This window comes from Arthrobacter sp. OV608 (genome assembly GCA_900110595.1).
Taxonomy (GTDB): Bacteria; Actinomycetota; Actinomycetes; order Actinomycetales; family Micrococcaceae; genus Arthrobacter.
Genome location: FOEZ01000006.1, coordinates 1 through 13,366, shown reverse-complemented (window position 1 = coordinate 13,366; position 13,366 = coordinate 1). Strand labels below are relative to the sequence as shown.

At 65.9% G+C, this 13,366-nt stretch carries 14 protein-coding genes; 11 read left to right on the top strand and 3 right to left on the bottom strand.

Going from position 1 to position 13,366, the window contains the following annotated elements; genetic code table 11:
- Nucleotides 1–22: 22 nt before the first annotated feature.
- Nucleotides 23–1,174, bottom strand: a complete 1,152-nt coding sequence (locus BMX78_RS09700; protein WP_091418972.1) for a GGDEF domain-containing protein — start codon at nt 1,172–1,174, stop codon at nt 23–25.
- A 144-nt stretch (nt 1,175–1,318) separates the two neighbouring features.
- Here BMX78_RS09700 and BMX78_RS09695 point away from each other — a divergent pair, with 144 nt between their 5' ends.
- The 5 genes from BMX78_RS09695 to BMX78_RS09675 all read left to right on the top strand — a co-directional run bounded on the left by BMX78_RS09695 (nt 1,319) and on the right by BMX78_RS09675 (nt 5,462).
- Nucleotides 1,319–1,555: a zinc-ribbon domain-containing protein gene (locus BMX78_RS09695; protein WP_091418971.1), complete on the top strand. Its 237-nt coding sequence runs from the start codon at nt 1,319–1,321 to the stop codon at nt 1,553–1,555.
- Between the two features lie 238 nt (nt 1,556–1,793).
- Nucleotides 1,794–2,906: a ribosome small subunit-dependent GTPase A gene (gene rsgA / locus BMX78_RS09690; RefSeq protein ID WP_286138893.1), complete on the top strand. Its 1,113-nt coding sequence runs from the start codon at nt 1,794–1,796 to the stop codon at nt 2,904–2,906.
- Nucleotides 2,907–2,948: 42 nt separating this feature from the next.
- Nucleotides 2,949–3,653 (top strand): alpha/beta fold hydrolase, encoded by a 705-nt coding sequence (locus tag BMX78_RS09685; RefSeq protein WP_091418967.1) that lies wholly within the window; start codon nt 2,949–2,951, stop codon nt 3,651–3,653.
- A 72-nt stretch (nt 3,654–3,725) separates the two neighbouring features.
- The gene (locus BMX78_RS09680) at nt 3,726–4,157 is read left to right on the top strand and encodes a LexA family protein (RefSeq protein ID WP_091418965.1); all 432 of its coding nucleotides are present in this window, start codon (nt 3,726–3,728) and stop codon (nt 4,155–4,157) included.
- Between the two features lie 24 nt (nt 4,158–4,181).
- Nucleotides 4,182–5,462 (top strand): Y-family DNA polymerase, encoded by a 1,281-nt coding sequence (locus tag BMX78_RS09675; RefSeq protein WP_170850771.1) that lies wholly within the window; start codon nt 4,182–4,184, stop codon nt 5,460–5,462.
- Between the two features lie 4 nt (nt 5,463–5,466).
- Here BMX78_RS09675 and treS read toward each other — a convergent pair whose 3' ends face one another.
- Nucleotides 5,467–7,695, bottom strand: a complete 2,229-nt coding sequence (gene treS, locus BMX78_RS09670) for a maltose alpha-D-glucosyltransferase (RefSeq protein WP_370455799.1) — start codon at nt 7,693–7,695, stop codon at nt 5,467–5,469.
- Nucleotides 7,696–8,054: 359 nt separating this feature from the next.
- On the opposite strand from treS, the gene BMX78_RS09665 reads away from it, so the two are divergent.
- The 5 genes from BMX78_RS09665 to BMX78_RS09645 all read left to right on the top strand — a co-directional run bounded on the left by BMX78_RS09665 (nt 8,055) and on the right by BMX78_RS09645 (nt 11,530).
- The gene (locus BMX78_RS09665; RefSeq protein ID WP_091418964.1) at nt 8,055–9,311 is read left to right on the top strand and encodes a D-arabinono-1,4-lactone oxidase; all 1,257 of its coding nucleotides are present in this window, start codon (nt 8,055–8,057) and stop codon (nt 9,309–9,311) included.
- Nucleotides 9,312–9,364: 53 nt separating this feature from the next.
- Nucleotides 9,365–9,700: a hypothetical protein gene (locus BMX78_RS09660; RefSeq protein WP_091418962.1), complete on the top strand. Its 336-nt coding sequence runs from the start codon at nt 9,365–9,367 to the stop codon at nt 9,698–9,700.
- A gap of 129 nt (nt 9,701–9,829) precedes the next feature.
- Nucleotides 9,830–10,045, top strand: coding sequence for a hypothetical protein (locus BMX78_RS09655; RefSeq protein WP_091418960.1), 216 nt, complete (start codon nt 9,830–9,832; stop codon nt 10,043–10,045).
- Entirely contained in the window at nt 10,042–11,178 is a 1,137-nt protein-coding gene (locus BMX78_RS09650; RefSeq protein ID WP_091418958.1) for a baeRF2 domain-containing protein, read from the top strand. The genes BMX78_RS09655 and BMX78_RS09650 overlap by 4 nt, the downstream gene beginning before the upstream one ends.
- Before the next feature lie 43 nt (nt 11,179–11,221).
- Complete coding sequence (locus BMX78_RS09645; protein ID WP_091418957.1) at nt 11,222–11,530, top strand: hypothetical protein; 309 nt, start codon at nt 11,222–11,224, stop codon at nt 11,528–11,530.
- 79 nt (nt 11,531–11,609) lie between these two features.
- Here the strand turns inward: BMX78_RS09645 and BMX78_RS09640 are convergent, their stop codons facing one another.
- Entirely contained in the window at nt 11,610–12,143 is a 534-nt protein-coding gene (locus tag BMX78_RS09640; RefSeq protein WP_091418955.1) for a MarR family winged helix-turn-helix transcriptional regulator, read from the bottom strand.
- A 273-nt stretch (nt 12,144–12,416) separates the two neighbouring features.
- On the opposite strand from BMX78_RS09640, the gene BMX78_RS09635 reads away from it, so the two are divergent.
- Nucleotides 12,417–13,274, top strand: coding sequence for a hypothetical protein (locus BMX78_RS09635; RefSeq protein ID WP_091419291.1), 858 nt, complete (start codon nt 12,417–12,419; stop codon nt 13,272–13,274).
- The last annotated feature ends 92 nt before the right edge of the window (nt 13,275–13,366 follow it).

Genomic DNA, 13,366 nt, shown 5'->3' with positions numbered 1-13,366 from the left:
GCACCGCCGCCGGTCCGCAGTGCTAGCGCATCCTGTCGCTGCGGGCCGTACGGTTCCTGCCCAGTGACTTGGCCATGTACAAGGCAGCATCCGCGGCGGCGATCAGGCCCTCCACATCCCTGGTGCCCGCGTCGTACGTGGAAATCCCGTAACTCGCTGTTGGCATTTCCATGCCGTCCCCTGCGGGGGCCGCGGCCAGGCGCCGGCTGATCTCCTCGGCAATGTTTTCGGCCCGCTCAGCATTGGTTCCGGGCAGGAACAGGACAAACTCTTCGCCCCCGTACCGCCCCACCAGGTCGGTGGACCGCACGGTGTCGGTGCAGGCATTGGCAAAGGACTGCAGGGCCAGGTCCCCGGCGGCATGGCCGTAGGTGTCGTTGACGGACTTGAAATGGTCCAGGTCGGCCAGGATCAGGGTGCCGGAGCCGCGCGTGGTGCTGCGGTCCGCCAACTGCTCGGCCGCCAGGTCCAGGAAAGCCTTCCGGTTGAGGAGCCCGGTGAGGTCGTCACGGGTGGCCACCACGCGCAGTGCCCTGGTCTGCTGTTCGCTGCTGAGCGCGGCCATGCTGAAGGAGACCACCACCAGCAGCACCATGGTCACCATGGTGGTAACGGCGGATCCGAAGACCGTAACGAAAGTCGGGCCGTTCTGCCCCTCCACCAGGAAAGCCAGCCAGCGCAGGAAATAGAAGACCGCGAGGCCGCCTGCCGCCACGGCCATGGGAATCCGGACGCGCGAATATCCCGGCTCCAGGCGCCACAGCTCGCGGGATGCAAGCCCGATGGTGAGGCACATGGCGCCCAGGAACACAGGGCCGCCGGACCAGGTGTTGGTGGCGGGATTGTCCAGGACGGAGGCAACCAGCGTGACCAGCGGAATGCCGGTGAAAGCCCATTTGATGGGCGGGACCGTGCGCAGCGAGCGTGCGCCTGCCCAGACCGCCACGCCACCGTGGACCAGCAGGACGTTTCCCACCGGGTTGGCCCAGACCTGATGCGGGGTGCCGTCCAGCAGGAAGCATGCGGATCCGGTGAGGAAGAAGATCAGGGCAAGGCACCACCAGCCGCTGTACGGCGAGCGCGTGATCCGGTACGCGGAGAAGTAGAAGAGGAACACCAAAACCAGGGCCATCAGGCCAAACGCGATTCTCAGGGTCGCGGTATCCAGAACCATGTATCCGAAGTCCCCCCGAGTGCGGAAAAGCGTGCCGACCCCAAGTATGGCATCGGCCCGCGAACCTGTCAGGACAACCCCTGACGCACGCGCCGGGCCTAAAGTTGTCTAATAGCCCGCAGGACCATCCCGAAAGGCAGAACCGTGCTCCTTCTCTTCGGTTTCAAGACAGTACTGAAAGCCCTGCCCGGCAAGCCCGCAACGTGCCGGAACTGCGGATCCTTTGTGCACCATCACCTGGAGGAACGGGCCACCAAGTTCACGCTGTTCTTCATCCCGGTGTTCACCACCTCACGCTCCTACCGGATCACGTGCACCAACTGCGGCTTCGTCTCGAGCATCTCGGCGCGGCAGCGGCGGGCGCTGGAGCTGCAGCGCTAACGACCCCTGTGGCGGATCCAGCCAGCCGCAGCTACAGTAAGAGCCGGACTGGATACCGGTCCCTGCTGCTGGAGAGGGAGGTGTTTTTGATGACTGTCACTGTCGCTCGCCCCGAGCGCTCCGCACCCTTCATCCAAACCCTTCCCCTGCACCGCACCTTCGCCGCCTGACCAGCGGAGCGCCGAACGCCAAGGCCGTCAGCGGCCGGTGCGCAGGGGGCATACCCCGAGGTATCACAGTGAACAACAGCCCGTTCCTCTACGGCTACACCCCCGCCGTCGCCCAACATTTCGACAACCATCCCCTCGCACATGCCAGCGAGCGCGGCCGGGTGGTCCGCGTGGACCGCAACCTGCTGCTCGTGGCAGTGGGCGCAGACCTCCTGCACCTGCCCTACCCCCTGACCGGTGAAACCGCAGTCACCGGCGACTGGGTATGGATAGGCCCCAACCGGGGCGGCGAGCGCCAGATCCTTGGCGTCCTTCCCCGCCGCTCGGAACTCAGCCGCAAGCGCGCCTTCGAGGACTCCTCCGCCGCGCAGGTCCTGGCCGCCAACATGGACATGGTGGGCGTGGTGGTGCCGGTGGACCGGCCCCTCACGCACAACCGGCTGGAGCGCACCCTTGTTGCCGCCTGGGACTCGGGGGCCACTCCGCTGGTGATCATCACCAAGGCGGACCTCGCCGCGGTGGCGGACGACGTCGTCGGCAAAGTCATCCTGCAGGCGGCGGGCGTGGACGTGGTCACCACCTCCGCGGAGAACGGTGACGGCATCGACGAACTCCTGGCGCACATTCCGGCGGGCGGCACCATCGTCCTGCTGGGCCCGTCCGGTGCCGGCAAGTCAACGCTGATCAATGCCCTGGTGGGGCGGGACGTCCAGGACACCGGGGAGGTGCGGGCCGGGGACTTCAAGGGCAAGCACACCACCACGTCGCGTGAATTGGTGCCGCTTCCCAACGGGACAGTCCTGATGGACACCCCCGGCGTGCGGGGCTTTGGACTGTTCGACGCCGAGGACGGCATTGGTGAGATGTTCGGCGACGTGGAGGTGCTCGCAGCCCGGTGCAGGTTCTCGGACTGCGCCCACCAGGGCGAGCCGGGGTGCGCCGTGCAGGAAGCCATTGCCGGCGGCGCGCTGGAGGAGCGCCGCTGGCACAACTACCTGAAGCTGCAGCGCGAACTGGCCGCCCTGGCCCGACGGAGCGATGCCGCCGCCCAGCGGGCTTACCAACGGGAGTGGCACCAGAAGGTGGTGTCCGCCGGGAAGTCCCAGCGGTGGGCGGAGCGCGAGACGGCGGAAAGGAAGGAAGGCTCCGGAACCAAAGGAAGGGCGGGGAAGCGTCGCTGAGCGCACATTCTGTTTGTCCGTCCCGGCTAGTAGGGTGCCGTCATGGACATCATCCTGGTTCCCGGTTTCTGGTTGGACGCCTCCTCCTGGGCGGAGGTGACGCCCACGCTGGACGCCGCCGGCCATAGGACGCATCCGCTCACCCTTCCCGGCCTGGAGTCGGTTGACGCCGACCGGGCCGGGATCGGGCTGCGGGATCATATCGACGCCGTGGTTGCCGCCATCGACTCCCTGGAAGGCAGGGTTGTGCTCGTTGGGCATTCGGGGGGAGGCGCCATCATCCATGGCGCCCTGGATGCGCGGCCGAACCGGGTGGAACGCGCCATCTATGTGGACAGCGGACCCCTGGGCGAAGGGGGCGTCATCAACGACGAACTGGCAGCCGACGGCGACGACGTTCCGCTGCCGCCGTGGGAGGAGTTCGAGGACGCGGACCTGGTGGACCTCGACACCGGGCTCCGCGAGGCCTTCCGGGCCCGGGCCATCCCGCAGCCGAAGGGGGTGGCCTACGAGCAGCAGCACCTTCACGACGAGCGCCGCTACGACGTTCCGGCCACCATCATCGCCTGCGAGTTTCCGTCCGCCATGCTGAAGGAGTGGATCGACGCCGGCCACCCCTTTGTGGCCGAGCTGGGCCGGATGCGCGACGTGGAATACGTGGACCTCCCCACCGGGCACTGGCCCCAGTTCACCAAACCCGCTGAACTGGGACGCGCCATCCTCGCGGCCGTGGAGCGGACCGGGTAGCGCGCCGTCGTCATTGTCCGCCCCCGGCTGTACACTCAAAGTATCGAACATATATTCGAATAAGGGTGTGTTGTGGGCGTTATTATCGGTCCCCGTGTGATAGATGCGGGACTCTCTTTGCACCTGGCCTGGCTGTCCCCGGTGCCGGTGGCAGCGGGTTATCCCTCGCCCGCCCAGGACTACTTCGATGGCCGGATAGACCTGAATGCACACCTGATCAAGGACATCACCAGCACCTTCGTGGTCCGGGTGACCGGGGACTCCATGGAGCGCGCGGGGATCAGCGACGGGGACGAACTGATCGTCAACCGGGCCCTCGAGCCCCGGGACGGCTCGGTGGTGGTCGCAGTGCTGGACGGCGAGCTGACCATTAAGCGGTTGCGGATCACCCCGGGGGGCGTGGTGCTGCAGGCAGAAAACCCCAAGTACCCGGACATCAGGGTCTCCGCGCTGAGCGAGCTGACCATCTGGGGTGTGGCCACCAGGTGCCTGCACCATGTGTGAGAAGTTGCCATGAAGCCGGCCATCATGCGGCAGATGCCCGAGATCGCCCATGTCGATGTGAACTGCTTCTACGCCAGCGCCGAACGCGTCTTTGACCCTTCGCTGGAGGGAAAGCCGTTGATCGTGCTGTCCAACAATGACGGGTGCGCCGTCACCCGCTCGCCGGAGGCGAAGGCCTTGGGCATCCAGACCGGGGACCCCTGGTTCAAGCTCGCACCCCGGGCCAGGGAGTGGGGGCTCATCGCGAAATCCAGCAACTATGAGCTGTACGGGGACATCAGTGCCCGGGTCATGGAACTGCTGGGCCGGTATTCCGCCTGGCTGGAGGTGTACAGCATTGATGAGGCCTTCCTCGGCGTCAAAGGCAGCCCGGAACACCTGCTGGACCTCGGCCGGACCATCAAGGCTGTCGTGGCGCGGAACGTCGGAGTGCCCGTCTGCGTGGGCATCGCCCGCACCAAGACGCTGGCCAAGCTCGCCAACAAGTGGGCCAAGCACAACCCGGCGTTCGGCGGTGTCTGCCGCTGGGACTCAGTGCCGCCCGATCAGCAGGAGGCCCTGATGGCCCGGCTTCCGGTCATCGAAATCTGGGGCGTGGCAACAAGGATCACCAAACGCCTGAACGCCATGGGGATCCAGTCCATCCTGGACCTCAAGCGCGCGGACCCCGTCAGGATCCGCGAACGCTTCTCCGTGGTGATGATGCGCACGGTCCTGGAGCTGCAGGGCACACCGTGCATCCCCATGGAAGAGGCGCGGATCGGGCGTGACCAACTGATCTTCTCCCGCTCCTTCTCCACCCCAATCACCACGGCCCAGGACGTGCGGCAGGTCCTCAGCGTCTACGCCCAGATGGCCAGCGGGCGGCTGGCCAAGCACAACCTGCAGGCGAAACTCCTCACCGCCTTCGCCGGGACATCGCACTTCAACGCCCGGCAGGCGGCGTTTCCGTCCGTCTGCGTTCCGCTTCCCATGCCGACGGCGGACCCTGTCATCCTCACCAAGGCAGCCCATGCGCTGCTGCCCGCCATCGTCGAAGGCACCAGGTACGCCCGGGCGGGCATTATGGTCACGGACCTGCGGCCCAGCGGCAACCAGAAGCCGCTGGAACTGTTCGAGAACCCGCACGAGGAACGCCACATCGGCCCGCTGCTGGAGGACATCACCAGACGCTACGGCCGCGGATCCATTGGCCTGGGCCATGCCGGGATCCGCGGCGGACCGGACTGGACCATGAAACGCGGGATGCGCTCACCCCGGTACACCACGCACTGGGAGGAGCTCCCCCTGGTCAAGGCAGCATGAGGTCCTACAGGCCCTCCGGCGCCTCTTCCTCCTCGGGAGCCGGCTCTTCAATCAGCAGCGCCGTCCCCTGGTACGCACCAAGCTCAATGAAGAAGCTGTGCAGGTCATCCACCTGGCCCACCGTCTCGTCCGTGAACAGGTCCCGCACCCCGGCGCCGGCCTCCAGGTGGCTGGAGTTGACGCTGCCGGTGATGCTTTCACCGGAGAAGTTCAGGACCGTCACCTGGATCTGGCCGGACGCGAGCCGGTGCACCATCACCAGCAGTCCGCGCTGGGAAACCTGCGGAACGTCCAGGAGCACGCCGGTGGCAATGCCCCACTCCTCGCGGACCTTCAGGATCTTCTGGAGCCGCCGCGCGAAGGACCCTTCATCCTTGAGCTGCTCGGGCAGCGGCCCGTACAGGCTGCGGGCCCGCGGCATTCCCGAGGCCGAGACGGTCGCTTCGGCGTTGGTCCCCATGAGGTCGTGCGCGCCACGGTTGATCCAGCGGGTATCGCCCTGGGAAGTGAGCTCCTGGACCTGCGCCCTGTCCAGGGTGGTGGTGCCCACCATGTCCCAGCCGGACAGGGCGAACACGCCGGGCTGCAGTGCGTTGTACATGACCAGCAGCAGGTGCGCTTCCCGCACCGTATCGATCTGCTCGGCGGTGAGCGCGGAAATATCCTTGATGCCCAGGGCCGCAGTGATCACGCTGACCGTGGTGCAGGCGATGCCGTTGGTGGTGAACACGGCGTTGTAGGGGCCGTTCTCCCCCGTCAGCGCATTCCGCAGCGTTTCCTGGACATGCTCCGTCAGCTCCGCGCCGTTCATTTCGGTGCCGGCCAGCTCGAAAACGTCGTCCTTGTGCCGGGTGGCAAAGTGCACCAGTTCGTACGTCAGTTCATCGTGGTTCTGCAGCGCGTGCACCAGCGAAGCCTGATCCACACCGATCTCCATAGCCAGGCGCAGGGTGAGGCGCAGGAACTCCGTGTCCTGGGTGACCAGGGCGTAGTGGTAGCCAGGGCGGGTGATGAAATCGTAGGACAGGTCCGGCCCGGTTTCCGACGTGGCCTTGATGTCGTCAATCGTGAGGTTCAGTTCCTGGAACGTGAAGCCGCCCACCTTGCGGACCATGCTGCCGATCAGCTGGTTGGCTGCCTCGGAGAGCGGATGCCCCTCGGACCAGCCGGGCTGTTCCTCGGCGCTCTTTTCCACCCCGAGGAAGCCGTTGGCGTCGAGCCGCAGCGCACCGGTGCCCAGGTCAAGCAGCGAGTGCAGGGCGTCGCCCACCACCAGGCGCATGCCGGAGAACGTGGGATCCAGCCAGTTGATGGAGGGCTGGCCGGCCTTGAAATAGTGCAGGTACACCCAGCGGCGCTTCTGGCCGGTGGTGTCCACGATGGCCCGGGTGGCACTCCAGTTGGTTTCCTTCACGCCGGGTTCGTAGAAAATGACCCGCTGAAGCCTGCCAATGATGTACCCGGCCTGCTGCAGCGCCAGTTCCGCGTCGGGGCTGATGTTGACCGAGTCCTCGCCCGGCGGGACGTCCGGCAGCAGATGCCAGTCCGATTCCGGGATATCGATCATGTGATAGATGCCGGGATAGTCGCGGTAGTTCATCTCGGCGAGGCGGAAGTCCGCACCCTTGCCGGTGTGTCCGGGGACGATGTCGTCAATGATGGTGCCGTCGTGTTCGCCGGCCACCTCGCACATCCGGCGGAACTCGTCTTCCTCGCCGAACAGCGGATCGATGGCCATGCTGATGCGGTCAAAGTGGCCGTCCACGCTTGGCGTTTCCCGCCACCCCTGCAGCCCGCCGGCCTTCTTGACGGGGCCCGTGTGGATGGCCCTGATTCCGATTTCCCGGAACGTTTTCCACAGCTCCGGGTCGCCCAGCGCCCCCAGGAACGACTGCCCCGGGGTGGTCATGTAGGACAGCGGGTAGGCGGTGAACCACACTGAGGCGCGTTCGACGGCGGCGCGCGGGTTGGGGTGCGCGTAGGAGTGCTGCCACATGCTGGCCTGCCCCGAGAGCTGCCTCGCCAGGACGTTGGCGTCGCCGAGCATCGCCTGGTTCCGCAGCCACTCCACGTAGGTTTTGTTCAGGCCGTCCAGTTCCAGTGACGGTGCATTGGCAAAATACTGCCGACGCCGGGCCACAGGGCGCAGTGCCTTGGGCCGCGCCGGGTAGAACTTTTCGTCGAAAGTAATTTCCGGAGCTTCCGGCACCTCCGAGGACTCTGTCTCCTCGATGGATTCTGCCGGTTCTGTCACCGCTGCAGCCTCCGGCCCAGTCGTGTTGCCGGTTTCGCCGGCCTGTTCTACTGCATCGGCCCCAGACACGCTGGTGGTCGCTTCTCCCAGATCAGACACTGAGTTCCTCCCTCAACTCGACTGCATCCCACTCTGCCACGATTCGCGCGCACGCCGAACGGCGCCGGCCAAATGAATTTCAGGTGTGCGGCTGTTCAGGATGCCCGTACCCGGATGCCCGGGTGGAAATGCACTCCCCGCGGGAAAGCGTGCACTCCGTGGAAGCGCCTTGACACCGCCGTTTGTTAGCGCTGACAGTTGAGAAAGCGAATTCTCGTCCCCCACCGGAAAGCTGACTTTTGAAGAACTGGGCAGGCAACCTCGAATACTCCTCCGCGCGTGTTGAACGGCCGGAATCGGTAGCGGAACTGGCCCGGATTGTGCAGCGCGCGGGCCGGATCAAGGCCCTGGGATCCCGGCACTCCTTCAACCGCGTAGGGGACACCGACGGCGTGCATGTTCTGCTTGAAGCCCTGCCGCAGGAGGTGCTCCTTGACCGGGAGCGCAGCACCGTCAAGGTCAGCGGCGGAGTCAGTTACGGAGCCCTGTGCCGCACGCTGGAGCAATCCGGCATGGCCATCCACAACCTGGCGTCACTCCCCCACATTTCGGTGGCCGGAGCCGTCCAGACCGGAACCCACGGCTCCGGCGTGAACAACCCCTCGCTCGCCGGGGCAGTAGAGTCGATCGACCTGGTCCGCCCCTCGGGTGAATGCGTTACGCTGACCCGCGCGGACGGGGACGAGTTCCTGGCCAGCGTGGTGGGCCTGGGAGCCTTGGGCATCGTGACGGGCCTGGAGCTGACGGTCCAGCCCAGCTTCCGGATGCGCCAGCGCGTCCTGGAAAACCTGCCATGGGACCGGGCGCTGACAGACTTCACAAACATCATGTCCAGCGCGTACAGCGTCAGCCTGTTCACGGACTACGCCGGCCAAACCATCAGCCAGGTCTGGCTCAAGGCCCTGGACCAGGAGCCGCCGCTGGCTGACCTGTTCGGTGCCACCGCCGCCACGCTCCCCCGCCACCCGTTGCCGGACATGTCCGCGGAAAACTGCACCATCCAGCTTGATGAGCCGGGACACTGGCTGGACCGGCTGCCGCATTTCCGGCACGAGTTCACGCCCAGCAAGGGCGAGGAGCTGCAGAGCGAGTTCATCCTGCCGCTGGAGAACGCGCCGGAGGCGCTTCAGGCGGTCCGCGGCCTGGCGGACAAGCTGGCGCCGCTGCTTTTTGTCTCGGAAATCCGCACAGGTGCTGCAGACGAGTTCTGGCTGAGCCCCTTCTACCAGCAGCAGAGCGTGGCCCTGCATTTCACATGGAAGCCGCTGCAGCCCGAGGTGGAAGCTCTCCTTCCCGAACTCGAGGACGCGCTCCGGCCCTTCGGCGCCCGGCCGCACTGGGGCAAGCTGTTCTCCCCGGCCCGGCACGACTGGGAGTCGCTGTACCCCCGCTTCGCCGGATTCCGCTCATTGGCCTCTTCGCACGATCCCGAGGGCAAGTTCCGCAACGGACTGCTGGACCACATCCTCGGCGTCCCCGCGGCGAGCGGCCGGTAACGGCCCCGAACCCGGGCACCGGCGGTTTATTAGCCGGTTGTTAGGGTGGAACCATGAACCGCCGCCTTGCCGCCCTGTCCGCTGTCCCCCTGATGCTGCTGCTCGCCGGCTGCGGCGCCGTCGAGGAAGCCGCGGGGAATGCTGCAAGCGACGCCGCGTCGAAGGTGGCCACGGCTGCGGCGGAGGAAGTGAACCGGCAGATTTGCGCCGTTGTCCAGGACGGCCTGGTCAGCGTGGAGGACAAGCGGGCCCTCGGCGGGCTGGTATCGGCCGCCCGCACCGCCGGTGTACCTGCTGAAATTACGACGCCGTTGGGCCAGATTGCGGAGGCCGGAGACCAGGTGCCGTCCGAGTCCGTCCAGGCCCTGAAGGATGCCTGCGCAGCCTGAGTGCACCCAGGGGATTGAGCCGGCAGAGACCTCCTGAATTCCCCCTTTTGGCCGCCGCCTCCTGGTGCTACCGTGAAATGACGAACTAGTAAGCCTGTGATACTAAATTCACGAGCGAAGGAGATCGTCATGGCTGAACGCGGCAACACCAAACACGGCCCCATCCTCGATGAGGAGCTGAAGCACGAAACCCAGGGCGCGGTCCATGCAAACCAGCCTCCCCACGCGGAGGAGTGGCGCGAAACCGAACCTTTCCCCGACGATACGGATCCTGCTGAAGTCCAGGAGGCCCTGAATCCCGTCGCTTCCCCCGATTCCATCAGCGACGCGGAGGAGGAACAGTGACCCGGAGCCTGAAGGAGCACGCGGACCGGTACCGGCTCCCCGGCCCCTGGTGCACCGCTTACGTGGACGCGGGAACAGGCACCGTGGACAGCCTGGAAGCAAGCGATGTACGGCCCGGCAATGTCCGCGCCGCCCTCGAAGCGCAGGGTGCTTCCGCTGCGGACCTTGATGCGGTGGAGCAGGCCCTGCAGCCCGAAACAGGCACCCCCTCCCCCGTGTCCCGGTTCGTCCTGGTGCACCAGGGAAACGTGGAGATCAACGAGGTACTGCCCGGCGCGCTCGTGCTGCCGGAGCGGATATCGGTGGATTCCATCCCGGACCTCCTGCCGCTGGTCAAGCACCGGCCGGAGGAATTCCCCTTCGTTGTTGCCGAAGTCAGCCGCGAACATGGCGAGATCCGGCTGCATTACGCGGGAGCCGGGGCACCGGCGAGCACCGAGGAAGTCCAAGGCGATACCCAGCACATCAAGAAGTTCCAAGGAGGGGGCTGGGCGCATCTCCGCTTCCAGCACCACACCGAGGACGTCTGGCGCCGCAACGCGGACCAGGTGGCCGGGGAAATTGACCGGGTGGTGGCCAGCAGCGGCGCACGGCTGGTGATCCTTGCCGGCGATATCCACGCGCGGAGGCTCGTACAAGAGCAACTCTCCAAGGCCACCCAGGCATTGGTGTCCACCATCGATTCCCACACGCACACAGCGGGTGCGGATGAGGGCCTCCTCGAAGACCAGGTCAACCAGCGCGTCGCGGAACAGTGGGCCGCCGAACAGCAGGAGATCATGGACCGCCTGGCCATGCAGGAAGGCCAGGCCAATCCTGAGTCCGCCACCGGGATCGGGGCTGTGGTGCACGCGCTGCAGCAGGCCCAGGTGGAGGTGCTCATCTTTGACGACGCCGCACTTTCGGAGCGGACCCTGTTCGCACTTGATGCCGAGCCCTGGATTGCCCTTGCGGAGGAGGAATCCCTGGGCGCCACTGTACTGGGCAAAGTCCCCGCTCCCGCAGCCCTGCTTCGGGCGGCCGCGCTCACCGATGCGCAGGTGCTGCTGGTCCCCGGTCCGGTCCTGCCGGAGGGTGCCGGCGTGGCAGCCCTGCTGCGCTGGTCCACGGGCCCGGACGTGCCGTCGTCGTAAGTCATCCCCAGCAGCAAGCGAACTGACAGGAAGGAAGGCAGCTATGGCAATTGGAAATGACAACGAGGACCTTGCCCCTGGCGGCGTGATTATCCCCGAAGAGGATGCGCTGCCGAATCCCACCCGGACGGGCCACGGCAAAATGCCGGAGGACGTGGACGACGACGCGTACGAGGCTGCGGCCGAGCAGGAGCGTGTTGCTGCGGGCCTTGCCGACTACGCACCAAGCGACGTTCCTCCGGCAACGGATCCACTGCCGGCCGAGGCCTCCGAAGCCGCCGACCTGGCCCAGCGGGGGCTGCTGGAGGACAACGACGCGACCGGAACCGGAACGCAGGAGAACAACAAGTAGCCAGAGCGCAGGGAGAGGGGCAGGGCTGCCGGCCCTGCCCCTCTTTTGCGCTATCTTCCCGTGCTCATTCTTCCCGCGCTCATTGCTGCGGATGGTCCAGTCCACGAAAACCATGGCTGCGCGCACCCGGAAACCGGCGCGGAGTGCGGTGGTGTTCGGGCGCAACAAAAGGAACCACCTCCGGGTCCCTGCCGGGCGGCACCGCACGGATGAACTTGGTGAGCTCGTCCTGCAGAACCTTCCAGGAGATCTCCGGATCGTCCGGGTAGGCGTCGATTTCCGCCTGCCGGGCTGCCTCGAGGGCCGCCCGGCCGAGATCGGTGAGTTCGACCCTAAACTGCCGGCGGTCTGTGGACTGGCGGGTCCGGGTGATGTGCCCTGAGCCTTCAAGCCGGGTAAGCACCCTGCCAAGGGTCTGGCTCTGCACCCGGACCACCTCGGCAAGCTGCTCCTGGTTGAGGGGTCCGGCTGCCAGCCCTTCCAGGGCTATGACAGCTGCACGGGTCAGGCCAAGGGGCGCCAGAGCATCATCCTGACGCCGCTGGACCAGGCGTGCCGCCAGCGTAATAAGGCGGTAGCTGTTCCGTGCATCCGGATCGAGGTTGCTCGTCATCGGCCGCGGCCTTCCTGTAGGTGGCGAAGTGCAGGTGTAGTTACCCCTTCATGCGTCGCTACCTACCTACAATAAGCATGCTTAGCATCCTGTTCGCAAGTACGCTTACTATCCGCCCTGCCGCAGGGCCGTTCAAAAGGGAAGCTCCCAACACACCCCCTTGCAATCCAAATGGGAAGTGTGCTTAGTATCTAACTAGTAACCCTGCTTACTACTTATTGCCAGCATTGCTGGTTCTTGATCGCCAGCTGACCCTTTGCGAAAGAGAGCATGATGACAGAGAACCAATGGCCCCAGACTCCCAACCCCGCTATCTCGGACCCGTACGGTGCTTCCGAAGTGGGTGTTGAAGACACTTATGCCACCCCAGGCACTCCGGGCACCGGCGGCACCTCCAAGAAGGACGCGGCAAAGGACGAGGCTTCGAATGTGGCCGGCCACGCCGCCACTGCAGCCCAGGGCGTAGCCCACACTGCCAAGGATGAAGCTGCCAACGTCGCCGCAGAGGCGAAGAGCAACGCCCAGGATCTGCTGGCCCAGGCAAAGTCCGGATTGACCAGCCAGGCCGGAACGCAGCAGCAGAAGGCCGCCGAAGGCATCCGGACCATTTCCAGCCAGCTGCACAGCATGGCAAGCGCCCCCGACCAGCAGGGTGTGGCCAGCGACCTGATCCGCCAGGCAGCCCAGCGCAGTGAATCGGTGGCGTCCTGGCTTGAAAACAAGCAGCCGGGCGATCTCCTTGGCGAGGTCCAGAGGTTCGCCCGGAACCGGCCCGGAACTTTCCTCCTGCTGGCAGCAGGGGCCGGTGTCCTGGCAGGCCGGCTTACCCGCGGCCTCGCGGCAGGCGCAACGGATTCGCAGGGTGCCGTGCAGTCCAGCCCGGCCCAGCGGCCGGTGCAGTCCGCCCCGGTGGCTCCGATCCATCAGGAGACGGTGTACGCAGCAGGAACTGATGACCTCTTTGATGAGCCGGTGGTGGGTTCGGGAGCGCCGGTCTCCACCTCCACGCTCCCCTCGGGAAGCACGGAGGACACCCCGCTCCGGTTCGAGGATGACCCGTACCGTGACGAGGACGGCAGCTACCACGCTGCTGACGGCACCTACCGGTCAACGGAAGGACGCCAGCTGTGAGTAGCCAGATTCCGGAGATGCCGCCGAGTGAGGCGCATCAGAAAGCGGATAACGCGTCGTTGGGTGAGTTGCTCGGTGAAGTGACCAGGGAC